This is a genomic window from Pseudoalteromonas sp. BSi20311, assembly GCF_000239875.1.
In the GTDB taxonomy this organism is placed as follows: Bacteria; Pseudomonadota; Gammaproteobacteria; order Enterobacterales; family Alteromonadaceae; genus Pseudoalteromonas.
This window is the reverse complement of record NZ_BADU01000054.1, coordinates 30,644-53,384: the sequence shown is the minus strand read 5'-3', so window position 1 is coordinate 53,384 and position 22,741 is coordinate 30,644. Positions and strand designations below refer to the sequence as shown.

Annotated in this window: 25 protein-coding genes; 6 read left to right on the top strand and 19 right to left on the bottom strand. The window is 42.0% G+C overall.

Features of this window, described 5'->3' with window-relative positions; genetic code table 11:
• Nucleotides 1-111: 111 nt before the first annotated feature.
• A complete protein-coding gene (gene recA / locus P20311_RS04965; RefSeq protein ID WP_008110343.1) occupies nucleotides 112-1,155 on the bottom strand; it encodes a recombinase RecA in 1,044 nt (347 codons plus the stop codon).
• Between the two features lie 68 nt (nucleotides 1,156-1,223).
• On the bottom strand, nucleotides 1,224-1,712 hold the full coding sequence (locus tag P20311_RS04960; RefSeq protein WP_008110341.1) for a CinA family protein: 489 nt from the start codon (nucleotides 1,710-1,712) through the stop codon (nucleotides 1,224-1,226).
• A gap of 21 nt (nucleotides 1,713-1,733) precedes the next feature.
• Here P20311_RS04960 and mutS point away from each other — a divergent pair, with 21 nt between their 5' ends.
• Nucleotides 1,734-4,325, top strand: a complete 2,592-nt coding sequence (gene mutS, locus P20311_RS04955) for a DNA mismatch repair protein MutS (protein WP_008110339.1) — start codon at nucleotides 1,734-1,736, stop codon at nucleotides 4,323-4,325.
• A gap of 50 nt (nucleotides 4,326-4,375) precedes the next feature.
• Here the strand turns inward: mutS and rpoS are convergent, their stop codons facing one another.
• The 11 genes from rpoS to P20311_RS04900 form a co-directional block, all read right to left on the bottom strand.
• The gene (gene rpoS / locus P20311_RS04950; protein WP_008110338.1) at nucleotides 4,376-5,347 is read right to left on the bottom strand and encodes an RNA polymerase sigma factor RpoS; all 972 of its coding nucleotides are present in this window, start codon (nucleotides 5,345-5,347) and stop codon (nucleotides 4,376-4,378) included.
• A 117-nt stretch (nucleotides 5,348-5,464) separates the two neighbouring features.
• A complete protein-coding gene (locus tag P20311_RS04945) occupies nucleotides 5,465-6,289 on the bottom strand; it encodes a peptidoglycan DD-metalloendopeptidase family protein (protein WP_008110337.1) in 825 nt (274 codons plus the stop codon).
• 41 nt (nucleotides 6,290-6,330) lie between these two features.
• Nucleotides 6,331-6,909 (bottom strand): YqaA family protein, encoded by a 579-nt coding sequence (locus P20311_RS04940; RefSeq protein ID WP_008110336.1) that lies wholly within the window; start codon nucleotides 6,907-6,909, stop codon nucleotides 6,331-6,333.
• Between the two features lie 9 nt (nucleotides 6,910-6,918).
• The gene (locus tag P20311_RS04935; RefSeq protein WP_008110335.1) at nucleotides 6,919-7,557 is read right to left on the bottom strand and encodes a protein-L-isoaspartate(D-aspartate) O-methyltransferase; all 639 of its coding nucleotides are present in this window, start codon (nucleotides 7,555-7,557) and stop codon (nucleotides 6,919-6,921) included.
• Nucleotides 7,547-8,311 (bottom strand): 5'/3'-nucleotidase SurE, encoded by a 765-nt coding sequence (surE, locus tag P20311_RS04930; RefSeq protein ID WP_008110334.1) that lies wholly within the window; start codon nucleotides 8,309-8,311, stop codon nucleotides 7,547-7,549. Before surE ends, P20311_RS04935 begins: the two co-directional genes overlap by 11 nt.
• A complete protein-coding gene (truD, locus tag P20311_RS04925; protein ID WP_008110333.1) occupies nucleotides 8,292-9,341 on the bottom strand; it encodes a tRNA pseudouridine(13) synthase TruD in 1,050 nt (349 codons plus the stop codon). The genes surE and truD overlap by 20 nt, the downstream gene beginning before the upstream one ends.
• The gene (gene ispF / locus P20311_RS04920) at nucleotides 9,338-9,820 is read right to left on the bottom strand and encodes a 2-C-methyl-D-erythritol 2,4-cyclodiphosphate synthase (protein ID WP_008110332.1); all 483 of its coding nucleotides are present in this window, start codon (nucleotides 9,818-9,820) and stop codon (nucleotides 9,338-9,340) included. Before ispF ends, truD begins: the two co-directional genes overlap by 4 nt.
• Nucleotides 9,817-10,518, bottom strand: coding sequence for a 2-C-methyl-D-erythritol 4-phosphate cytidylyltransferase (ispD, locus tag P20311_RS04915; protein ID WP_008110331.1), 702 nt, complete (start codon nucleotides 10,516-10,518; stop codon nucleotides 9,817-9,819). The genes ispF and ispD overlap by 4 nt, the downstream gene beginning before the upstream one ends.
• Complete coding sequence (ftsB, locus tag P20311_RS04910; RefSeq protein ID WP_008110330.1) at nucleotides 10,508-10,795, bottom strand: cell division protein FtsB; 288 nt, start codon at nucleotides 10,793-10,795, stop codon at nucleotides 10,508-10,510. The genes ispD and ftsB overlap by 11 nt, the downstream gene beginning before the upstream one ends.
• Nucleotides 10,796-10,830: 35 nt before the next feature.
• Nucleotides 10,831-11,418 carry a hypothetical protein gene (locus P20311_RS04905; protein ID WP_370587300.1) on the bottom strand — a complete coding sequence of 196 codons (588 nt, stop codon included), beginning with the start codon at nucleotides 11,416-11,418 and terminating at the stop codon, nucleotides 10,831-10,833.
• A gap of 115 nt (nucleotides 11,419-11,533) precedes the next feature.
• Entirely contained in the window at nucleotides 11,534-12,007 is a 474-nt protein-coding gene (locus tag P20311_RS04900) for a DUF2947 domain-containing protein (RefSeq protein WP_008110328.1), read from the bottom strand.
• Nucleotides 12,008-12,068: 61 nt separating this feature from the next.
• Here P20311_RS04900 and P20311_RS04895 point away from each other — a divergent pair, with 61 nt between their 5' ends.
• The 3 genes from P20311_RS04895 to P20311_RS04885 are packed head-to-tail and all read left to right on the top strand — an operon-like array spanning nucleotide 12,069 to nucleotide 14,385.
• The gene (locus P20311_RS04895) at nucleotides 12,069-12,293 is read left to right on the top strand and encodes a DUF1653 domain-containing protein (protein WP_008110327.1); all 225 of its coding nucleotides are present in this window, start codon (nucleotides 12,069-12,071) and stop codon (nucleotides 12,291-12,293) included.
• 54 nt (nucleotides 12,294-12,347) lie between these two features.
• Nucleotides 12,348-13,196 (top strand): MoxR family ATPase, encoded by an 849-nt coding sequence (locus P20311_RS04890; RefSeq protein ID WP_008110326.1) that lies wholly within the window; start codon nucleotides 12,348-12,350, stop codon nucleotides 13,194-13,196.
• A 1-nt stretch (nucleotide 13,197) separates the two neighbouring features.
• Complete coding sequence (locus P20311_RS04885; protein WP_008110325.1) at nucleotides 13,198-14,385, top strand: VWA domain-containing protein; 1,188 nt, start codon at nucleotides 13,198-13,200, stop codon at nucleotides 14,383-14,385.
• 164 nt (nucleotides 14,386-14,549) lie between these two features.
• On the opposite strand, the gene P20311_RS04880 is transcribed toward P20311_RS04885, so the two are convergent.
• The 6 genes from P20311_RS04880 to tkt all read right to left on the bottom strand — a co-directional run bounded on the left by P20311_RS04880 (nucleotide 14,550) and on the right by tkt (nucleotide 20,626).
• A complete protein-coding gene (locus P20311_RS04880; RefSeq protein WP_008110324.1) occupies nucleotides 14,550-15,134 on the bottom strand; it encodes an outer membrane beta-barrel protein in 585 nt (194 codons plus the stop codon).
• A gap of 357 nt (nucleotides 15,135-15,491) precedes the next feature.
• Nucleotides 15,492-15,692, bottom strand: a complete 201-nt coding sequence (locus P20311_RS04875) for a hypothetical protein (RefSeq protein WP_008110323.1) — start codon at nucleotides 15,690-15,692, stop codon at nucleotides 15,492-15,494.
• A gap of 402 nt (nucleotides 15,693-16,094) precedes the next feature.
• Entirely contained in the window at nucleotides 16,095-17,327 is a 1,233-nt protein-coding gene (locus P20311_RS04870) for an NRAMP family divalent metal transporter (protein WP_008110322.1), read from the bottom strand.
• A gap of 142 nt (nucleotides 17,328-17,469) precedes the next feature.
• Nucleotides 17,470-17,826 (bottom strand): ribosome hibernation-promoting factor, HPF/YfiA family, encoded by a 357-nt coding sequence (gene hpf / locus P20311_RS04865; RefSeq protein ID WP_008110321.1) that lies wholly within the window; start codon nucleotides 17,824-17,826, stop codon nucleotides 17,470-17,472.
• A 190-nt stretch (nucleotides 17,827-18,016) separates the two neighbouring features.
• A complete protein-coding gene (locus tag P20311_RS04860) occupies nucleotides 18,017-18,331 on the bottom strand; it encodes a pyrimidine/purine nucleoside phosphorylase (RefSeq protein ID WP_008110320.1) in 315 nt (104 codons plus the stop codon).
• 303 nt (nucleotides 18,332-18,634) lie between these two features.
• The gene (gene tkt / locus P20311_RS04855) at nucleotides 18,635-20,626 is read right to left on the bottom strand and encodes a transketolase (protein ID WP_008110318.1); all 1,992 of its coding nucleotides are present in this window, start codon (nucleotides 20,624-20,626) and stop codon (nucleotides 18,635-18,637) included.
• A 265-nt stretch (nucleotides 20,627-20,891) separates the two neighbouring features.
• Between tkt and metK the strand changes: the two genes are divergently transcribed.
• Complete coding sequence (gene metK, locus P20311_RS04850) at nucleotides 20,892-22,043, top strand: methionine adenosyltransferase (protein WP_008110316.1); 1,152 nt, start codon at nucleotides 20,892-20,894, stop codon at nucleotides 22,041-22,043.
• Between the two features lie 139 nt (nucleotides 22,044-22,182).
• Nucleotides 22,183-22,728, top strand: a complete 546-nt coding sequence (locus P20311_RS04845; protein WP_008110315.1) for a hypothetical protein — start codon at nucleotides 22,183-22,185, stop codon at nucleotides 22,726-22,728.
• The last annotated feature ends 13 nt before the right edge of the window (nucleotides 22,729-22,741 follow it).

Below are 22,741 nucleotides of genomic sequence, written 5' to 3'. Positions count from 1 at the left end.
CTAACTAGGTACTTTAAGTACTACTTTATAAGACAAACAATAAAAAGCGCTAACCTAATGGTTAGCGCTTTTTTTAAGCTCGGGTCAAATCAAGCTTTAAAACAAATGGGCTTAAAGGTCGCCTTCATCACCTAATACGTCTTCGCCATCTTCTGGCTCAACCGTTGCTTTTAGCAATAGCATCTCTCGTAATTTACCTTCAATTTCATCTGCAATTTCAGGGTTTTCTTTAAGGAACTTAATCGAATTAGACTTACCTTGGCCAACTTTGTTGCCATTGTAACTGTACCAAGCACCCGCTTTTTCAACAATTTTGTGCTTAACACCTAAATCAATCAGCTCGCCCTGCTTAGAAATACCTTCGCCATACATAATGATAAATTCAGCTTGTTTGAACGGCGGTGCAACTTTGTTTTTCACAATTTTAACGCGCGTTTCATTACCAACAACTTCATCGCCTTCTTTTACCGAACCAATACGGCGAATATCAATACGTACAGAGGCGTAAAATTTCAGGGCATTACCACCAGTTGTTGTTTCAGGGTTACCAAACATTACACCAATTTTCATACGGATTTGGTTAATGAAAATACATAGTGTGTTTGAACGCTTAATGTTACCTGTAAGCTTACGTAATGCTTGTGACATTAAACGTGCTTGTAGACCCATGTGTGAATCACCCATGTCGCCTTCAATCTCAGCTTTTGGTGTCAATGCTGCAACCGAATCGACAATCACTACATCAACCGCGCTTGAACGCACTAACATGTCACAAATTTCCAGTGCTTGCTCACCTGTATCTGGTTGAGATACCAGTAACTCATCAATGTTAACACCTAGTTTTTGTGCATAAATTGGATCAAGAGCATGCTCAGCATCAACAAAGGCACAGGTTTTACCTTCTTTTTGAGCTTCAGCGATAACTTGCAATGTTAGCGTTGTTTTACCTGATGACTCTGGGCCATATACTTCAACAATACGCCCCATCGGCAAGCCGCCTATGCCTAAGGCAATATCAATACCTAGCGAGCCTGTTGATACAGCGTCAATGTTTAACGCTTTATTGTCACCCAATTTCATGATTGAGCCTTTACCAAATTGACGTTCAATTTGTGATAAAGCTGCGTCCAACGCTTTTTGTTTGTTATCGTTCATTTTCTTCTCCAAATCCAGCTAATGCAGACAAGTATACTGTATGAAATCACAGTATCAAGCTAATTTTATTATTTTATCTTCTCTATTATGATTTTTAAAGAAAATACAATAGCTTGCAGCCTAACTTGCGCCCTGTTACCATTAAATACTTGTTCAAACGTCCAGTGTTTACCGTTAATTTGCAGTCCAAACCACACGAGCCCTACCAGTTTGCCCTCAGTAGCACCACCGGGTCCTGCAATCCCTGAAATAGCAATGCCAATATCAGCATTTGCAGCCTTACAAGCGCCTGCTGCCATCTCAATGACTGTTTGTTCGCTCACCGCGCCAAATTCCTCTAGGGTATCATGCTTCACATTGAGTAATTCATGCTTTGCGTTATTGCTATAAGTGACAAATGCACGGTCAATATATGCTGAGCTGCCTGGGGTATCGGTAAGCGAATAACTCACTCCACCACCAGTACATGATTCAGCGGTAGTGATCCATAAGCGTTTATCCGTTAAAATAGCGCCTAATTGCGCAGCAAGTGTCTTAATCTCTTGATGTAATTCCATATTCAGCCTTTGGGTAAATACATGTCGTTTGATCTTTATGCACCGCACACTATAAAACAACAAACCCCTATGATGCAGCAGTATCTAAAAATAAAATCAGAGCATCGCGATATTTTATTGTTTTATCGGATGGGGGATTTTTACGAACTCTTTTTTGATGACGCAAAACGCGCCGCGCAGTTGCTTGATATTTCACAAACACACCGTGGCAAAGCAGGGGGCGATCCTATTCCTATGGCGGGCGTGCCTTATCATGCGGTAGAAAACTACTTAGCCCGCTTAGTACAAATGGGCGAGTCGGTGGCTATTTGTGAACAAGTGGGTGACCCTGCCACCAGCAAAGGCCCTGTTGAGCGTAAAGTAGTCCGTATTGTAACCCCAGGAACTATTTCTGACGAAGCCTTACTACAAGAGCGCCAAGACAACTTACTAACCAGTGTTTGGCAAAATAAAAAAGGCTTATACGGTGTTGCGTATCTTGATATCAACTCTGGGCGCTTCAATGTTGTTGAAGTAAACACTGATGAAGCATTTAGCTCAACCCTACAACGCTTAGCGCCTGCTGAGTTACTATATAGTGAACACTTTGAAAACACTCATTTAATTGAACATATTAAGGGAGCGCGTCGTCGCCCTGATTGGGAGTTTGACCTTGATACCGCGCAACACTTACTATGCGAGCAGTTTGGCACCAAAGATTTAGTCGGTTTTGGGGTCGACAAAGCACATAGCGCCTTGGTGGCAGCAGGCTGTTTAATGCAGTACGTAAAAGATACCCAACGTATTGCATTACCGCACATTCGTGCAATTACCCTTGAGCATAATGAACACGCAGTAATTTTGGATGCGCCAACTCGCAAAAACCTTGAACTTACCGTTAATCTATCAGGTGGCTTTGAAAATACCCTTGCCCAAGTGCTTGATAAAACAGCCACAGCGATGGGCTCGCGATTACTTAAGCGTCGTATTCATACCCCTATTCGTAATAAAGACGAGTTAAACTCTCGTCTAAATGCCATTAGTGCTATTTTAGATGTGCAATTATGCAGTGAGCTGCATGACGCGCTCAAAGAGATTGGTGATATAGAACGTGTAATTGCTCGCTTGGCATTACACACGGCTCGCCCACGTGATTTAACAAGGCTTCGTAGTGCGCTTCAAGCATTAGCACCGCTACATAGCTTATTAAACGATGCCACAGATGCGCGTATTTCTCATATTATTGCCCACTCTAAAGAGCTCCCCGAGCTTCAAGCATTACTTGAACGTGCAGTGATTGATAACCCACCAGTGTTAATTCGTGATGGTGGTGTTATTGCGCCAGGGTATAACAGCGAACTCGATGAGTGGCGTAATTTAAGCCAAGGTGCAACCGATGTGCTTGAACAGCTAGAGCAGCGCGAACGTGAACGTACAGGTATTAGTACACTTAAGATTGGTTATAACCGAGTGCATGGCTTTTTTATTGAAGTGAGCCGCGCCAACTCGCACTTAGTGCCTGCAGATTACATTCGTCGTCAAACATTAAAAAATAACGAGCGCTATATAATCCCAGAACTAAAAGAACACGAAGACAAAGTTCTCGGCAGTCAATCAAAAGCGTTGGCCCTTGAAAAACAATTATACGAACAGTTATTTGAGTTTATTGCTCCGCATATTGAGCAACTACAAATAATGGCCTCGGTCATTGCCGATTTAGATGTACTGAACAATTTAGCAGAGCGTGCTCAAACACTTAATTATGCCAAGCCTGAGCTTTGCGATAACGATAATATCAGCATTAAACAAGGCCGCCACCCTGTGGTAGAGCAGGTAATGAAAGACCCGTTTATTGCCAACCCTGTGGAACTCAATAACCAGCGTAAAATGTTGATTATTACCGGCCCTAACATGGGCGGTAAATCAACCTACATGCGCCAAACTGCCCTTATTGTGCTTATGGCACATATTGGCTGTTACGTTCCTGCCGATAGCGCTAAAATTGGTAATATAGATAGAATATTTACCCGTATTGGCGCCAGTGACGACTTAGCATCTGGGCGTTCAACCTTCATGGTTGAAATGACCGAAACCGCGGCAATTTTAAATAATGCCACTGCACAATCATTGGTATTAATGGATGAAATAGGCCGAGGAACCAGTACTTACGATGGTTTATCACTGGCGTACGCTACGGCTGATCACCTCGCTTCAAAAATCGCGGCTAAAACTTTGTTCGCAACCCATTACTTTGAACTCACTGAGCTTGCAGAACAAACGCCTGGGCTGGTTAATGTGCACCTAGATGCCATTGAACACAACGATACCATTGCCTTTATGCACACGGTATTAGATGGTGCCGCAAGTAAAAGTTTTGGTTTGCAAGTAGCGGCACTGGCCGGGGTGCCTAAAGCAGTTATTGCCCAAGCTAAACAAAAGCTAAGCTTGCTTGAAAACCATCAAAGTGTCACCACAGTCACTACAGAGCAACAGGTTTTACCGTTTGATAGTGAACCGCAAATAATTCAGCCTAGTGAGCTTGAGCAACAAATGAGCGCAATAGACCCTGATAACCTATCACCGCGTCAGGCGCATGAACTGCTTTATAAATTAAAAGCACTGCTTTATACGTAAACAGCCCGGCTTAAAAAGCCGGGCTGTATTCATTTTTCTGTGTGTTTAGATTAAGCGAACTGTTCAAATAAGCTTTTGGTACTTAAGCCTTCTTGTTGCAAAATATCTTTTAACCGACGTAGCGCCTCAACCTGTATTTGGCGAACTCGCTCACGGGTTAAGCCTATTTCACGGCCAACATCTTCAAGGGTTGAGGGTTCATAGCCTAGTAAACCAAACCGACGTGCCAGTACTTCGCGTTGCTTAGGGTTTAACTCACCTAACCAGTCAATAATATGCGTATTCATATCGTTGTTTTGTACTTCACCTTCAGGGCCTACATTTTTTTCATCGGCTATCACATCTAATAATGCACTGTCATTCTCGCTACCAATGGGCATATCTACAGACGCTATTTTTTCATTTAGGCGTAGCATTTTAGTAACGTCTTCGACCGGTCTATCTAAGCTTTCTGCAATTTCTTCTGCGGTAGGCTCATGATCAAGCTTTTGCGTTAGCTCACGTGCTGTACGTAAATAAACGTTAAGCTCTTTAACAACATGAATAGGCAAACGAATAGTACGCGTTTGATTCATTATCGCCCGCTCAATGGTTTGACGTATCCACCATGTAGCATAAGTAGAAAATCGAAAACCACGTTCAGGATCAAACTTTTCAACCGCTCTAATGAGTCCTAAGTTACCTTCTTCAATTAAATCGAGTAGAGCAAGCCCACGATTGTTATACCTGCGCGCAATTTTCACAACCAAGCGTAAGTTACTTTCAATCATGCGTTTACGGGAAGCTTCACAGCCTTTAAGCGATTTTCGTGCAAAAAAGACTTCTTCTTCGGCACTTAATAGAGGGGAAAAACCAATTTCGCCTAGGTATAACTGAGTGGCGTCGAGGTTTTTAGTGACTTCTTCTTTAACAAATACGTCTTCATCTTCCACGTCATCAAGTAGTTGCGTTGGATCTTCAACTTTTGAATCGTCAAACTTATCATCAGTGGGGGTTTTCTCAGCTTTTGCTACATCAGCCATAAGACTTCTCCTGAGCAAGCTATCAATAACTTTATGATTAAGGTCTGTAGTCGTTTTATTAGCTTTTGCTGTATTAGCCATGAGCCTTCTCCAGAACAATCAATCAACACCTTTAGTTCAGGGTAGGTATTTAGCAGGGTTAACAGCTTTTCCTCGATAACGAATTTCAAAACGAAGTGCCGTTACTGAAGACTCTGAATTACCAATTTCTGCTATTTTTTGTCCCGCCTTCACTGTTTGCTTTTCTTTAACAAGTAACTTTGAGTTATGTGCATAAGCACTTAGGTAATCATCATTATGTTTCAATATAATTAAATTACCGTAACCTCTTAGTGCACTACCCGCATAGACTACCGTTCCTTGAGCAGCGGCGAATACTGCCGACCCCTTTTTATTAGCAATCTGTAGGCCTTTATAACCATTTTCCTTGTTAGAAAAGCGTTGGATTATTTTACCTTTAGCAGGCCAAAACCAACTCAACTTTCTGTTTGCAGAACCTTGAGACTTGCTAATTTTTTGGTTAGCTTGTTTTTGAACATACCTTCGTTTTTTCGGCTTATCAAGCTCTTTCTTTGATTTCTTGTTACTTTTTTGTAAATTAGATGACTTTTTAGCTGGGTGTTTTTGATTCGTTTTTGCTGTAACTCTTGGCTTGCTTGGTTCTAAAAGAGAAACAACCTGACCAGGAACAATAATGTAAGGTGATGCAATTGCATTGTTTTTTGCAAGCTCCCTGAAATCTTTTCCGGCACTAAAAGCAATCGAGTAAAGTGTATCGCCTTTTTGTACTGTGTATTTTCCGCCGTTAATATTAATCCGTGAGGGATAGTCATTAATATTATTATTTAAACTGCTTACCGGTGCGGGAACATGGCGAGACGAGCATGCACAGAGAAAAACACTAATAAATAAAGCAACATAACAGCGTATTTGTTTATTCAATGCGTTTTGCCCTCTGCGTTAATAACATTAATATATAGTACTTAACGTAATAAAATGTACGCAACAACAATTAAAGCAACCACAGCCCAGCCAAGCACTTCAATATATTGACGTAATTTTTGCTCCATTTTAACTCCGCCCCATTTCATTAAAGCAGATACTAAAAAGAAACGCGCCCCTCGTCCAACCGCCGATGCAACAATAAAGGGTAAAAACGCCATCTGTAATACCCCTGCACCAATAGTAAATACCTTATAAGGAATAGGCGAAAACCCGGCTAAAAATACCACCCATACGCCATAATCTTTAAACCATGCAAGTGCCGTATTAAATTTATCTTGCCATTGCATTTGTGCAATAAAAGGCTCTACAACAGGTTCAAATAACCAAAACCCTAGTAGATAACCTAGCACGCCGCCAAGCACAGAAGCTACGGTAGCAAAGCTTGCAAATCGCCATGCTTTACTCGGTTGTGCCAGCGACATAGGCGCTAACATTACATCGGGTGGCACCGGAAAAAAAACCGATTCGGCAAAGCTCATCCCTGCTAAATAACGTTCTGCATGGCGATGCTTAGCCCACACTAAGGCCATATCATATAACTTGGTAAACAACTTCAAAATGAATTCCTATTCAATATCGCCAGGGACCAAAGGTACAAATCTTACTGGCGCAATTACATGCTCTGTAAAGCTATCGCCTTGGCGAATAACCATGGTTAATTTTTGTTCTGCCTCACCAATGGGGCCGAGTAATACGCCTCCATCTGCAAGTTGTGCGAGTAGTTCTGGAGGGATAATCGTTGCCGCAGCGGTAACAATAATGCCATTAAATGGCGCTTGCGATTGCCATCCTTGCCAACCGTCACCGTGTTTCATAGTGACATTATATAAATCGAGCTGATGTAATCGACGCTTTGCTTGCCATTGCAAAGCTTTTATACGCTCAACCGAATACACCTTATCAAAGGTTTTAGCCAGTACCGCGGTTTGATAGCCGGATCCGGTACCAATTTCTAACACTTTACTTTTCACGCCGGCTAAACGCATCAATTCGGTCATACGGGCAACAATGTAAGGCTGAGAAATAGTTTGTCCTTGCCCTATCGGTAGCGCAGTATTTTGATACGCTTTGTGCTTTAGTACATCATCAATAAAAATATGCCGAGGAATTTGCGAAATCGCCTTTAAAACCTCCTTATCTTCTACGCCCTCTCGTTGTAATAGGTCTGAAAGCGCTTGTGCACTGCGGGTATAATTAGCCAGCACGGTTGATCTCCAACTCGGCTAACCACTCTCCCACGGCTTTAATACTGTCTTTGGCAGTCATATCAACGCTCAATGGGGTGACTGATGCATAGCCATTATTTACAGCATAAAAATCGGTGCCTTCACCGGCATCGCTTTCTGTACCCAAAGAACCATACCAAAAAATATCGCGTCCCCAAGGATCGCTTTGCTTGGTCATGGTTTCTGCTTTGTGTCGCGCGCCTAAGCGAGTTACCTGAACACCTTTTAGCTCACTTAAAGGAATATCTGGCACATTAATATTGATGATCTGATCTTTAGGCAGCGGATGCGAAGCAAGCCCTTTAATAATATTGACCGTAACGGCTGCTGCCGTTTCAAAGTGTTCACCAAGGTGAGAGCACAAAGACACCGCAATTGCTGGTAAGCCCAGATGACGACCTTCAGTCGCCGCAGCAACCGTACCAGAGTAAAGTGTATCGTCACCTAAATTGCCGCCGTGGTTAATACCGGCTACCACTAAATCGGGCTTTTCATCCATTAATTGATTCACACCTAAATGCACACAATCCGTTGGCGTGCCATTAACCGACATAAAGCCATTGTCGAGTGTCGTTGCACGCAAAGGATTCATTAACGTTAGTGAATTACTAGCGCCACTGCAATTTCTATCTGGCGCAACCAGCGTTACCTCAGCAATTTGTGTTAATGCTTGGTATAAAACAGCAATACCTTTGGCATTAACACCATCATCATTACTTAATAGAATCTTCATCTGCGTTATCCTTTTCTTTTCGCTCGCGAGGACTGGCGTCAGTATAATCAACCAGTTCGCGCAGTAAAGCCGTTGCAAAGCAGCCTTTGGGTAAACCAAAGCTGAGTTTTAATGTGCGTTCATCAAGTGTTTCTACACTTAGATCTTGAGGGATTAAACGCAGCATTCTGCGCTCGTTTTTAAGCCCTAGCTCACCTAAGCCATCACACCATGCTTGATACGGTGCCAACCATGTTTTTTCTTGTTCGGTTAAGCCTTTTTCACTTTTGCCAACCATGGGCGCCGACATCATAATGTCGCCTGAGGCAAGCCGTGCAATATTTTCATCACTTATCGCATCTTCAAAAAACGCATTGCTACCACTTAGCATAAATACTTCGCGGTGCATGGTTTTAGCAAGGCCATGCTCTGCCACGCGTAAACTAACAATTTGATTAAACACATGTGAACGCGCAGCAGAAATAATAATGCCTCGCAGCTTTTTATCGCGAATACGCTCACCGGCAAACATCTTTTCGGCCATCACTAAGTTATGCCCATCACGGCCAAAACGCTGCTCACCAAAGTAGTTAGGCACACCTGCGCGTACTGCGTTTATACGGCATAAAATATCAAGCGGCTCGGTTACATTGCGCAAGGTAATAGTAAATCTATTTCCTTTATGGCAACCGGTGCGCAATTTTCGCTCATGGCGCTGCTGCGAAACCACAAACACGCTTTCGCTGTTGAGCTCAGTAAAATCAATATGTTTTTTAATCGGTACTTTTACGCTAAACCACTGCGAGCATACTCCATGGCGGTCTTTCATGCCGGCATAACTTACATCACGTGGCGATACACCCGCTTTTTGTGCAATCAGCTTGGCAACATATTGGGTGTTTTCACCCTTTTTAACCACTTGCAAACACACGTGTTCACCACTGCCGGTAAACTCTATACCGAGCTCCTCATCAACCATAAAGTCTTCTGCGGTGGTTTTAAAGTCGGCTTTAGAAAGCGGCGCGCCATATAAATAATTTAATTCGCTCATGCGTTTTGTTTGCTCATAATGACCACGGCATGGCTTGAAATGCCTTCTTTTCGCCCCTCAAACCCGAGCTTTTCAGTGGTTGTGGCTTTAACATTTATCTGTGAAAGCTCAGCATTTAAATCACTGGCAAGATTGGTTCGCATTGCTTGAATGTGCGGCAGCATTTTTGGTGCTTGTGCCACAATAGTGACATCCGCATTGCCTAATACATAGCCCTGTTGCTTGGCTAGACTCACTACATGGCGAAGTAAAATACGGCTATCGATATTTTCATACTCACTGGCTGTATCTGGAAAGTGCTTACCAATATCGCCCAGCGCTAATGAGCCTAAAATCGCGTCACACAACGCATGAATAGCTACATCTCCATCTGAGTGTGCTAAAAAGCCTTGCGGGTAATCAATTTTTTCGCCGCAGATGGTTAAAGGCCCTTGGCCTCCAAATTTATGCACGTCAAAACCATGGCCTATTCGTATCATGTTGCACTCTCATTATTTTGTTTTTGCAGTAAAAAGCCAGCTAAATCTAAATCTTCTGGGGTGGTAATTTTAATATTGTCACTACGCCCTGCTACCAGCTTTACCGGCTTATTTGCCCACTCCATTGCACTGGCTTCATCAGTAATGGTTGCACCGCTGTTAAGCGCACTTTGCAATGCCGTTTTAAGCTCGTCGTATTTAAACAGTTGCGGGGTAAGCGCTTGCCATAAATCATCACGAGGCACAGTTTGCTGCGCATGGCTTTGCCCTCGTTTTATAGTGTCTTTTACTTTGCTGGCTAAAATGCCGCCTTCATCAGCCTGCATGCACTGTGCGATTAAGCGCTCTATATCAGCAATATCAACTAAAGGTCTTGCTGCATCATGCACCAAAACCCAAGTCGGTGGATTGGCAGCTAAAAACAATAAACTGTTTAATACTGAATCTGCACGCTCTTTACCGCCAATAGCACGCACGATGCGAGGATCAGCTAGCGTAAGGTCGTCAAAGTAAGGGTCGGTTTCGCTCAAAGCCACCACTATAGAGTTTAACTGCGGTAACTGCGATAACTTAGCGAGCGTGTGCTCTAAAATGGTTTTCCCTGCTAAGGAAATATATTGCTTTGGTGTTGTGTGTTGCATTCTGCTGCCAACACCTGCGGCAGGAACAATAGCTGCAATAGTAAATTTATTTGTCATGGTGTTGAGCCGGTAAAACACGAATAAAGGTTTCGTCCGGTTTAATCATTCCTAATTCGTTGCGGGCACGCTCTTCAATGCCTTCGTGGCCGAGCTTTAAATCTTCTATATCCGCTTTTAATACTTTATTACGCTTTATTAGTTTTTCGTTAGTTTGTTGATGCGATGCCACCGCATTTTTTAAACGGGTGTAGTCTTGCACCCCGTTATGACCAAACCAAAGGCGGTACTGGATAAAAAGTGCTAAGCACAACAAGCCAAATTGAAAAAATCGCATTAAACACTCCTTATTTTAATTTTGAATTGTAAGCTTTACGCCAATGGCCGCTTAACATTGCGCCAATTAATATTGGCAGCTAGTAACATTTCCCGTAACGATAATACCCGTGGCGTACTGCGCTTTGAAAACTGCCACTGATGGCCACAACACGCCGCAGCAAGCGTTGCTTTGTTGGGTTTGAGTAATTGCGCACTTTGCTGCTCAAGCCCTTGACCTAAAAAATCAAACCAGCCAAGCTCATTGCAATGAACCTGTGTTTTAGTTACTTGATCAATGCTGTCTATTCTAACCCGAATTTGGCCGTGACTTTGTAATAATACAGGAATAATCAGCCCAACTTTGGCATGCGCTTGATAAAAAAGTTCATTCGCTGAAGAATTAACTTCTGGCGGAGTTGGTTTTTGTTTTTCAAGCCAGCCTCCATTTTGCGCATCAAGCGTAAAAGGCAATGGTGCATTAGCCACCCGTGTTGCGGCACGTTCAATATAATAAGGCAGGCTTTTTAATTGCCTGCGTAAACGGTCGCCATTAGGTTCAGCCACTAAGCGCTGCACCTCACGCTGATAAAAGGCATTACATAATTGTGCATAAAGCACTTTTTGTGCATCAGTTTGCCACATTTCAACTTGTTGGTTTGTGTCAAACTGCTTATTTTTACTGACCAATCGCTATACTCAAAAACACCTTAATAGATGTTTTATAACACAGTAATGCACAGTTTTTAAGCACCGATTGTTAGGGCTTTTCGCCTAATTTCGCAATGCCTGATTCTAAAAATTGCACAACCGTATTACGTTTTTTTCCAATTAATAAACTGCCATCAGCTAAAAACATAAAGTTTTGCCAGTTGCGTTTAAACACATCAAAGCTCGTTTCAATAATATTATCGCGCGCCATACAAAAATAAACGGTGGTGTTAGCCTGCCAGTCTAGGTGGTTTAAAATAGCGTCAGGAAATTGGGGATCTTCGCTTTCCCACGCATCTTCCCAATTAATTTCTTGGCTAAAGTTTTGCTCTTGCGCGCACCAATCGGTTTTATCAAAAAAGTCAGGATGATCATGTTCACGACTCACCATGGTTGTCCATAGCACTGCAGCACGTTCGCTGGTCATAGGTTTAATATTGGCTGCATCAATATCTGAAACCGGAATATCTTTATGGCGAAATACCCAGGCTTTTTTGTAATCATCAAGAGAAATATAATTCATAGTATTGCTGTATTCTTTGGCATAATAAAAAGCGAAGGCAAATTATACAAGATAACAGACTATGACTACAGCACTAAAACTGGGTTTATATCAACACTACAAAGGCCCACAATATAAAGTTATGCATGTGGCGACCCACAGCGAAACCAACGAGCAGTTGGTTATTTACCAAGCCTTATACGGTGAGTACGGCATATGGGCACGCCCACTAAGTATGTTTACTGAAACCGTAGAAAAAGACGGTAAAACTATCGCCCGTTTTGCCTACCTTGGTGAAGCCGATTAACTATGGCATTATAACGCATAATAATTACTGCTCAGACCAGATAAAGGATAACCCGTGCAATTTAATTCTACTGATAATTACATCGCAAGCTCAGCATTAAAACAGGCAGTAAACGCCGCTATTATGCTGCAAAAACCGCTTTTAATTAAAGGCGAGCCTGGCACAGGTAAAACCATGCTGGCCGAAGAGTTAGCGAAAAGTTTAGATACTGAGCTTATTCAGTGGCATATAAAATCAACCACTAAAGCGCAGCAAGGTTTGTACGAGTACGATGCGGTATCGCGTTTGCGCGACAGCCAGCTAGGTGATGAGCGCGTTCACAATATTAGCAACTACATAGTTAAAGGTAAGCTGTGGCAAGCCTTCATGTACGCTGAATTAAACGGCAAACGCCCAGTACTGCTTATTGACGAAATAGACAAAGCCGATATTGAGTTTCCAAACGATTTACTACTCGAACTCGATAAAATGGAATTTCATGTATACGAAACCGGTGAGCGCATTGTGGCTAAAGAGCGCCCTATTGTGATCATCACATCAAACAATGAAAAAGAGCTGCCTGATGCGTTTTTACGTCGCTGTTTTTTCCATTATATTGATTTTCCAAATAGCGACGAAATGCAGCAAATTATTGATGTGCACTACCCGCATGTTAAACAAGATTTAGTTCGCCAAGCGCTAGAAGTATTTTTTAACTTACGTGAAGCCAACAGCCTTAAAAAGAAGCCATCCACCAGCGAATTGCTGGATTGGTTAAAACTATTAATGGCTGAAGATATAGATGCCAAAACCCTGCACGACAAAGCGCAAAAAGGCGGTTTAATGCCGATGTTTGGTGCGCTGCTTAAAAACGAGCAAGACATAAGCCTAATCGAAAAACTTGCGTTTATGAGCCGTCGCTAACATGTTGGTACAGTTTTTTTTCACGCTACGCAAATACCGCTTACCAGTAAGCCTAAGAGAGCTACTCGATTTAATTAACGCTTTAAAACAAGGCGTTATATTTGCTGATGTAGACGCGTTTTATCATTTAGCGCGCACTATTATGGTAAAAGACGAAACCCATTTTGACCGGTTCGATAAAGCCTTTAGCGATTACTTTAGCGGTATTGCCGACTTAGATCTGCTCGAGAGCTTAAAACAACAACACAATTTACCTGAAGATTGGTTGCGTAAAGAGTTTGAAAAGCACCTAAGCGATGAAGAAAAAGCCCAACTAAAAGCCATGGGCGGGCTCGAAGAGCTAATGAAAACCCTAAAAGAGCGTTTAGAAGAACAGCAAAAACGCCATGCTGGCGGCAATAAGTGGGTAGGTACAGGCGGCACCTCGCCTTTTGGTGCATATGGTTATAACCCTGAGGGCGTTCGCATTGGTCAAGACGGCAGCCGCAATCGCCAAGCAGTAAAAGTGTGGGATAAGCGCGAATACCGTAACCTAGATTCTGACCGTGAAATTGGTTCACGCACTATAAAATTGGCGCTTAAAAAGCTGCGCAAATTTGCCCGTACTGGCGCAAGCGACACCCTTGATTTAAACGAGACTATTCGCGCGACCGCCAAGCAAGGCGGCATGCTCGATGTCAAAATGGCCCCCGAGCGCCACAACGCGGTAAAAGTATTGATGCTGTTTGATATTGGCGGTTCAATGGATGACTACATTCATACCTGTGAAGAGTTATTTAGCGCCGCCCACAGCGAATTTAAACACTTAGAATTTTACTACTTTCATAACTGCTTATACGAGCACGTGTGGCAAGATAACCAACGCCGCCACTCAAACGTTATTGACACCATGACGCTGATCAACAAGTTCACCAGTGACTACAAAGTTATATTTGTTGGTGATGCCACTATGGGCCCGTATGAAATTGCCTATCCTGGCGGCTCAGTAGAGCATTGGAATGAAGAACCCGGCAGTGCGTGGTTGAACCGAATCACAAATCACTTTGATAAAGTCGCGTGGCTCAACCCACAACCGGTTGAGCATTGGCCGTACTATCAATCAATTGACTTTATAAAGCAGCTAATGAACAACCGCATGTACCCGCTGAGTTTAGATGGGATAAGTAGCGCGATAAAAGAGCTGAGTTAATCTTAACCTAGGTTGTTAACTTTTTTACGTAGATTGCGTTGAGGTAGGTTCTGTTTTAGGCTGGGTTGAGCACAGCAAAACCCAACATAATCATCACATGCAAGTAGCTGTTAAACACAAAAAAGCGCACTTAATATAGTGCGCTTATATAAGACTTTTAAGTCTTAAAAACTATATCGTACTGTAGCACTGATCAAGTCTAGATCGTCTAGTGACATATAATTAGCACCGAATGAAAGATTTTCATTAATATAATAACGTGCCCCCACAGAAATAGACGTTTCACTATCATCATCAATGTCGACGTAGCCTAAGCGTCCATCTAGTTCAAAGCTCTCGCTCACCATTGAACGAAGACCAACAGATAAGCCATATCCATTTTCATCTTCCGACTCACTTCTACCCGCATAAGATGCTTCTAGCTCTAAATTTTCATATGTCAGCAAACCATAAAAGTCAGTACTGGAGCTAATCGCAGTCCGGTACCCTACCCCTGCGCTAAGCCAATTTATATCAAAATCAGCGCCGTTTACCGAGTCACCCACTGTTTGATATTGGCCAGATAAAAATACATTTTCGCTTACAAGTTTACTACCGTCAATTGTCCACCCATCGGCACCCTCGCCATCAATATCACCGTCTAGGTAACCACCAGAAACGAAGTTAAAGTTAGGCGTTTGTTCAGCTAATGCAGTAGGACTTGCAACGAGAGTCGTTAATAATAAGAGTGCAGTTTTATTCATTTTCATAATGCTTCCTTTGAGTGTTTAATTACTCCTTAAATGTACCCAAAATTATACATGAGCATATAACTACTAGCAATCAAACGGTTATAAACAATAAAGCTTTATGCAAGATCTTGCAGAAAGTTAGTAAGATTATATGTGCAGTGAAGGTTTAGCCATTTTACTTTCTTATAGTTCAGTGGTTTTTTGTTAAATATAATCATATACGCAAACCACATCGAGGTGCTGAGTTCAGCATTTCATGGAGAATAAAAAATCATTTACAATAATTAAAGTTTCTTTTCTATAAGGAATAACGCTTAAAGTTTGGATATATAGCCAGTTAGCTATTAAGGTTATTTATAGATTTTATATTGGTATTTACTTAATGTCAGAGTCATTCGATGAGCCAATAGCCAAGCCCATGCCGCAACCAATCGCAATACCACCCGATATACTAAACGGTAATACATCGAAAAATAAACCACCAATAAGCCCGATAACTGAGCCTATGATTGCACCTATAATCATATAAGGAGCCATCGCGCCTAATGAACTTGTATGTTCATCATGTTTTGCCATTTTAATGCTCCCTTTAAAGTCATAATGTTAAAGCTACAATCTAACCACTAAATTATTTACTAAAGTGCCAACAGGACTACCCATAGTTAAGTAGACATTAGTAGATTTTCAAACTATTTCAAAACTTGATTGTCATAACAGCATGCCAGTCGTCCACTTTTTGTCATAAATAGACGGTGGCAATACTTGTATAAGATTGCTTACCTGATTCAACCAGCTTTAGCACACACCTAATTTATTGCTCAAAATAACCTTCGGTTGTTTTTCTCACTAAGGTTCAATTTGAATAACATATGTTGCTCGCTAATGACTATGGGTGCTCTGCAGTATGTCGATAGTTAACCCTCTTAACGAAGTACTATAGAGGTAATTTACCTCGAACCTCGAACCTCGAATATAAAATCACATCAACTTCCACACAACAAACGCCACAGCAAAACCAACCAAGTACACCAAGCCTAACCAGGTTAAGCCACGCAAAAGTAGACTGTGTTTAATCGCAGGCTCTGAGCGAACTAGGCTGAAGTTAAGCCATGCAAAAACGGGTGTAGTTACAAACGCAAGCGTCATGGCAAAGGTAAGCATGGGCCCAAGAGCTGATTTAAAAAATAAGATCACCGCCATACCAGCCAATGCTTGTAATATAAGCCACGTATTTAAGCTGTGTTTTGATTGCTTAAAACCAAGAAGTTTATGCGATTCGTTAAGTGTTCGGGCGTAACCGTCAAGCACGGTGAGTGTGGTGCCAAACATACACAAAAACGCGATGGCAGATACCAAAGGCCTTGCCCACTCGCCAATAGTAAGTGCATACATATCAATCAGCTGTTTAGCAAAGGCTACACCGCCAAGCTCTATATTACTGCTTTGCCCATATTGCACTAACGCACCTAAACTAAAAAATACCAGCGCAAGCCCTGCGGTTAACCAGTAGCCTACATTAAAGTCGAATAAGCCTTGGCTTTTAGTCACACTTTGCTGAGTTTGTTTTTCTTTAAGCCACAACGAGCTCAGAGCCGAAATTTCAATAGGCGCTGGCATCCAGCCCATTAAGGCAACCATAAAGCCTAACATGGCAAGTTCATACGGTGAGGGGCCAACATAGTTTACAGACGCTACAGGGCCGTTATTTATAGCAATAACTAATGCGGTTATGGTTGCTATAGTAAGTAGCCCCATAATAGCTTTTGCAACGTTATCGAGCGCTTTAAAATGCCCCAGTAATAATATAATTAAACACACGGCCAATATTACCCAGCACAATAAGGTAACAGGAATACTAATAGGTAATGCATAGTGTAATAAGCTCGCAGTAAGCAACAATACGCCTGCGGTATTTACCACTGCGGCAATAATATTCAATGCAATAAAACTATAAAAATAGCCAGGCCCTTGGTTTTTATACCCTTCCACTAAACTGTTTTTGGTGGCGAGTGTGTATTCCATACCAAAACGAAAAAACGGGTACTTTAAAACGTTAACCACCACAATAAGCCAAAATAGCTGCCAGCCAAATAATGCGCCAGCTTGGGTCGATGCAACTAAGTGTGAGCCACCAATGGCAGCGGTGGCCATTAAAATACCTGGGCCGAGCGCCCCTAACCGAGACTTCCATGTGCTTTGTGTGTACTGCATTAACTTCTCAAATTTGGTGTGTTATGTGCTTTTATTATTAATTTTAATCATCAATAAACTGTGTGAATGCATAACTTACCTAATTTAAAGGCAATAAAAAAGAGCCCTTAGGCTCTTTTTAAAAATAACACATTGTTAGTTATTAATTTAAATCCATCTCTTGGATGATTTCGTGTGCTATTTCAGGTGTGGTACTTACAGGCTTTTCATGTAAGTTTGCTTTTATTTGCCCTTTACGATGCTTTAGTGCGGCATCGAGTTTTTTAGCTGCGCTTGAAATGGCTGGGTACATAACCTCGTTTTCCCCTTTAACTGATATTCGCGCACCTTCATAATTTGTACTAATTTCTGCTTGGAACTTGTGATGCTCTTTTGAAAGAATAATGTCGAGCGCTATCAATGATGGAAAATGACTCTCAATTTTAGAAAACTTTTCGTTAATGTGTTCTTTAATAGAATCAGTAACGTCAACATGGTGACCAGAAAGATTAATTTTCATAGGGTATCCTTTTTTATGTTACCTCATAGTTAGTATTGGGGGCTAAACGAATTAACACAAGAGAAAATAGCTAAATTTAGCAATTATTTATTACCGCACCTGATTTAGATCATTCATTTAGCATTAAGTATGCAAAAAGCCGCGTGATAGCGGCCTTTCAGAAGTGCTGATAATTTAATCAACTATATATTTATTCGGTGTATGAACAACAGTAATCTGCAAAGTCAGCGACTTTTACTTGGAATTTAACATTAGCATCTACGTTAAATGATTCACCTGCCGACATTGTTTGCCATTCACTCTCACCTGGCAGTAACACTTCCCATTGGCCGCCATTTAATTCCATCAATTCTTTTTTACTGGTTGCGAATTCAAACTCACCGGGTTGCATAAAACCTAATGTTTTTGTACTGCCATCACCAAATACCACGGTACGACTCGATACTTTACCGTCAAAATATACGTTGGCCTGTTTAACGACACTTACATTATCAAACTGAGACATCCTCACTCCTGTTTATTTAAGTTTATAATTTTAATTATGCTCACAGTGCCTGATACGAGAAAGGCTTGCAAGTTAAGTGCTTTGAAAATTACTCATTTAGAAGCCAAAAGGTTAAAAAATTAACGATTTTATAGGGAAATTTGCTTCGAGCAACGGGCTACGAGCTTCGAACAGATCTTTTGGTAATTTATGCACAAAGAGGACGAAGAGACGCTGCGCTTTAGAGGAAGTGATAAAAGTATAACTCATAAAAAAGCCCGCCCTGTTTACACAGCGCGGGCTTTTAAATGTTAAAGCAGTTGCTTAAAACAATGCGTTTGCTTTGTTAACGATGTTTTCTACGGTGAAGCCGAAGAATTCAAATAGCTCGTTAGCTGGAGCTGATTCACCAAAAGTAGTCATACCGACTACAGCACCATTTAGGCCGACGTACTTGTACCAGTAATCAGCAATACCCGCTTCAATCGCTACGCGACGTGAAACGCTTGCTGGTAATACGCTTTCTTTGTACTCAGGCGATTGATCTTCAAACGCATCAGTACACGGCATAGATACAACACGTACTTTTTTACCCTGCGCACGTAGCTCTTTCGCAGAGTCTTGCGCTAGTTGTACTTCAGAGCCGGTAGCAATAAGAATAAGCTCTGGGTTGCCGTCACAACTTAGGATGTAACCACCCTTTTTAACGTCGCTTAATTGCTGTGCATCACGTGCTTGTTGCTCTAAGCCTTGGCGAGTAAAGATTAATGATGTAGGACCGTCTTTACGTTCAATAGCTTGTTGCCACGCAATTGCCGACTCAACTTGGTCACATGGGCGCCAGTTGTAAAGGTTAGGCGTTAAACGCATGCTGGCAATTTGCTCTACTGGTTGGTGAGTTGGACCATCTTCACCTAAACCAATTGAATCGTGCGTGTATACAAAAATGCTTGGTTGCTTCATTAATGCAGCCATACGTACCGCGTTGCGTGCGTATTCCATAAACATTAAGAACGTTGCACCGTAAGGAATAAAGCCCTTATGAAGTGCAATACCGTTCATAATTGCCGACATACCAAACTCACGTACACCGTAGTAAATGTAGTTACCACTTGCATCATCGCATGTTAAGCCTTTAGAGCCATCCCAAATTGTTAAGTTTGAACCTGCTAAATCGGCAGAGCCACCCATAAACTCAGGTAGTAACGGACCAAACGCGTTTAATGCATTTTGTGATGCTTTACGTGATGCTGGGTTTGCTGGGTTTGCTTGTAACTGCTCAATATACGCTTGTGACTTTTCAGCCCAATCAGCGGGTAAATCTGAATTTGTACGGCGTTTGTATTCTGCTGCTAGCTCTGGGAAGGCTTGCTCGTATGCGGCAAATTTTTCATCCCAGCTTGCTTCAAGCTGTTGGCCTTTTTCTTTGTTATCCCACTGTGCGTAAATGTCAGCAGGGATTTCAAATGCATCACCCGTCCAACCTAAGAACTCGCGAGATGCTTTAATTTCGTCATCACCTAGTGGTGCGCCATGACAGTCGTGGCTACCTGATTTATTAGGTGAGCCATAACCAATTACTGTTTTACAACAAATTAGCGTTGGTTTGTCGGTCACGCTTTTTGCTTCGCTAATTGCAGCACTTACAGCATCGCTGTCGTGGCCATCAACGTCGCTAATTACATGCCAGCCGTATGCTTTAAAACGTGCAGGTGTGTCATCGCTAAACCAGCCTTCAACTTCACCGTCGATTGAAATGCCGTTGTCATCCCAAAATGCCACTAACTTGCCTAGGCCTAATGTGCCAGCAAGCGAACAGGCTTCATGAGAAATACCTTCCATTAAACAACCATCACCCATAAATGCGTAAGTGTGGTGATCAACAATGTCATGGCCTTCACGGTTAAATTGAGCGGCTAATGCTTTTTCAGCAATTGCCATACCTACGGCATTTGTGATCCCTTGACCCAATGGACCCGTAGTAGTCTCGATTCCTGGCGCATATCCATATTCTGGGTGGCCTGGCGTTTTAGAGTGCATTTGGCGGAAGTTTTTAATTTCGTCCAGTGGTAAATCATAACCACTTAAATGCAATAGAGAATAAATTAGCATTGAACCGTGACCATTTGAGAGTATAAATCGATCTCGGTCAGCCCACTCTGGATTTGTTGGGTTATGTTTAAGATAATCGCGCCATAATACTTCTGCGATATCAGCCATGCCCATAGGGGCTCCAGGGTGACCAGATTTGGCCTTTTGTACTGCGTCCATTGACAAGACGCGAATAGCATTTGCAAGTTCTTTGCGAGATGGCATGAATTCTCCTACCTTTATATGTATTTGCGCGGGTATTTATATACCTCCATTCTTACTTATTGTAGGGGCTGTGTGCAATTAAAAACCCATAAAAATAGGACATTATGAATATTTTTTAAGAACCATTTACTATTAGATATTTTATTTAGACGTCTAGGCGTAAAAAAACTATGCAAGTTCGCTTGTTTTAGATAAAATACGCGCCTTAATTTTTTAGCGCTAATACCGACGTTTGTGAAGCGCAATATTTGTGAGCATAATTACAATGGCAAAACATTTATTTACTTCTGAATCTGTTTCTGAAGGTCATCCGGATAAAATCGCCGATCAAATTTCTGATGCGGTACTTGATGCTATCCTAGAGCAAGACTCTCATGCCCGTGTAGCGTGTGAAACTTACGTTAAAACCGGTATGGTTATGGTTGGTGGTGAAATCACGACTAGCGCATGGGTTGATATCGAAGAAATTACACGTAAAACAGTACGTGAAATTGGTTACACACACTCAGATATGGGCTTTGATGCCGATTCGTGTGCAATTTTAAACACGATTGGTAAACAGTCTCCAGACATCAACCAAGGTGTTGATCGTACAAGCCCTGAAGAACAAGGCGCTGGCGACCAAGGCTTAATGTTTGGTTACGCATGTAACGAAACTGAAGTATTAATGCCTGCTCCAATTACTTATTCTCACCGTTTAGTGCAGCGTCAAGCTGAAGTTCGTAAAAGCGGCGAGCTTAACTGGTTACGTCCAGATGCAAAATCACAAGTTACATTTGCATACGAAAATGGCAAGCCAGTAGGTATTGATGCCGTTGTACTTTCTACTCAGCACAGCGAAGATGTATCGCAAAATGACTTAGTAGAAGCGGTAATGGAAACAATTATTAAGCCAGTACTTCCTGCTGAGCTTATTACTAGCGCAACTAAATTTTTCATTAACCCAACGGGTCGTTTTGTTATTGGTGGCCCAATGGGTGACTGTGGTTTAACTGGTCGTAAAATCATTGTAGATACTTACGGTGGTATGGCTCGTCACGGTGGTGGTGCTTTCTCTGGTAAAGATCCATCAAAAGTTGACCGTTCAGCGGCTTATGCTGCACGTTATGTTGCTAAAAACATTGTTGCTGCAGGTCTTGCCGATAAATGTGAACTTCAGGTGTCTTACGCTATCGGCGTTGCAGAGCCTACTTCTATCAGTGTTGAAACATTTGGTACTGGTAAATTAGAAGAAGCGCGTTTAATCGAACTTATTCGTGAACACTTTGACTTACGCCCTTACGGCCTAATTCAAATGCTTGACCTTGAGCGCCCTATTTACCTTCCAACAGCGGCTTATGGCCACTTTGGTCGTGACGAATTCCCATGGGAACGCACAGATAAAGCAGACGCACTTCGCGCAGCAGCTGGGCTATAAGCCACTTAGCTAATATTTAAACGGCCCTTTTTAGGGCCGTTTTGCTATGTGCACTAAGTTAGTCGTAAAACAGTCTCGAACTGTTTAACATTTTAGGTATATACTCTGCTTATACAATAAAGCGTATTAGGGATAAAAAATGGCCGACAATTTTCGTGTTATATTTGTAGGACTTGCAGAAGGCGCAGACAGCCAGGCAGTAACCACTGCACTGACAGAAAAGCTGAAAACCTCGCCAGAGAAGGTGGCTGCATTTTTTAATGGCAAACCGTTATTTGCCCCATGCCCTAAAGATAAAGCACTCAAGCAAGCCAAGTTACTTTCAACGCTTGGGATTAAAAGTAAACTTCAGCAAACTGCGGCTACACAAACGGCGTCTCAAACAGCTTACGACAGCCAACGAGATCAGCGCTTATTTGACGCCCTAGATTACATTACCAGTAGCCTAATTCGCCTTGAAGAAAAACTAGAAGATATTGAGCAACGCCTCCCTGAAGTTGAATTATCATTACCTGATGAAAATAATGAAGTATGGGAAGATGACGATTTAATGCTTGATGAGCCTCTCTCTACTGAGCCCAAAAAACGCGGCAACCTTGTTTTATATTCGCTGATTTCTACAGCCGTAATATTGCTTATTGTACTTGCTATGTACTTATTATTTCCTAATTTATTCTCTTTTTAATTACGGTTAAGTT

Bases quoted from the DNA above. Each gene is read 5' to 3' on its own strand.
- recA (WP_008110343.1), bottom strand. From the start codon at position 1,155: ATGAACGATAACAAACAAAAAGCGTTGGACGCAGCTTTATCACAAATT.
- P20311_RS04960 (WP_008110341.1), bottom strand. From the start codon at position 1,712: ATGGAATTACATCAAGAGATTAAGACACTTGCTGCGCAATTAGGCGCT.
- mutS (WP_008110339.1), top strand. From the start codon at position 1,734: ATGTCGTTTGATCTTTATGCACCGCACACTATAAAACAACAAACCCCT.
- rpoS (WP_008110338.1), bottom strand. From the start codon at position 5,347: ATGGCTGATGTAGCAAAAGCTGAGAAAACCCCCACTGATGATAAGTTT.
- surE (WP_008110334.1), bottom strand. From the start codon at position 8,311: ATGAAGATTCTATTAAGTAATGATGATGGTGTTAATGCCAAAGGTATT.
- truD (WP_008110333.1), bottom strand. From the start codon at position 9,341: ATGAGCGAATTAAATTATTTATATGGCGCGCCGCTTTCTAAAGCCGAC.
- ispF (WP_008110332.1), bottom strand. From the start codon at position 9,820: ATGATACGAATAGGCCATGGTTTTGACGTGCATAAATTTGGAGGCCAA.
- ispD (WP_008110331.1), bottom strand. From the start codon at position 10,518: ATGACAAATAAATTTACTATTGCAGCTATTGTTCCTGCCGCAGGTGTT.
- ftsB (WP_008110330.1), bottom strand. From the start codon at position 10,795: ATGCGATTTTTTCAATTTGGCTTGTTGTGCTTAGCACTTTTTATCCAG.
- P20311_RS04905 (WP_370587300.1), bottom strand. From the start codon at position 11,418: ATGTGGCAAACTGATGCACAAAAAGTGCTTTATGCACAATTATGTAAT.
- P20311_RS04900 (WP_008110328.1), bottom strand. From the start codon at position 12,007: ATGAATTATATTTCTCTTGATGATTACAAAAAAGCCTGGGTATTTCGC.
- P20311_RS04895 (WP_008110327.1), top strand. From the start codon at position 12,069: ATGACTACAGCACTAAAACTGGGTTTATATCAACACTACAAAGGCCCA.
- P20311_RS04885 (WP_008110325.1), top strand. From the start codon at position 13,198: ATGTTGGTACAGTTTTTTTTCACGCTACGCAAATACCGCTTACCAGTA.
- P20311_RS04880 (WP_008110324.1), bottom strand. From the start codon at position 15,134: ATGAAAATGAATAAAACTGCACTCTTATTATTAACGACTCTCGTTGCA.
- P20311_RS04875 (WP_008110323.1), bottom strand. From the start codon at position 15,692: ATGGCAAAACATGATGAACATACAAGTTCATTAGGCGCGATGGCTCCT.
- P20311_RS04870 (WP_008110322.1), bottom strand. From the start codon at position 17,327: ATGCAGTACACACAAAGCACATGGAAGTCTCGGTTAGGGGCGCTCGGC.
- hpf (WP_008110321.1), bottom strand. From the start codon at position 17,826: ATGAAAATTAATCTTTCTGGTCACCATGTTGACGTTACTGATTCTATT.
- P20311_RS04860 (WP_008110320.1), bottom strand. From the start codon at position 18,331: ATGTCTCAGTTTGATAATGTAAGTGTCGTTAAACAGGCCAACGTATAT.
- tkt (WP_008110318.1), bottom strand. From the start codon at position 20,626: ATGCCATCTCGCAAAGAACTTGCAAATGCTATTCGCGTCTTGTCAATG.
- metK (WP_008110316.1), top strand. From the start codon at position 20,892: ATGGCAAAACATTTATTTACTTCTGAATCTGTTTCTGAAGGTCATCCG.
- P20311_RS04845 (WP_008110315.1), top strand. From the start codon at position 22,183: ATGGCCGACAATTTTCGTGTTATATTTGTAGGACTTGCAGAAGGCGCA.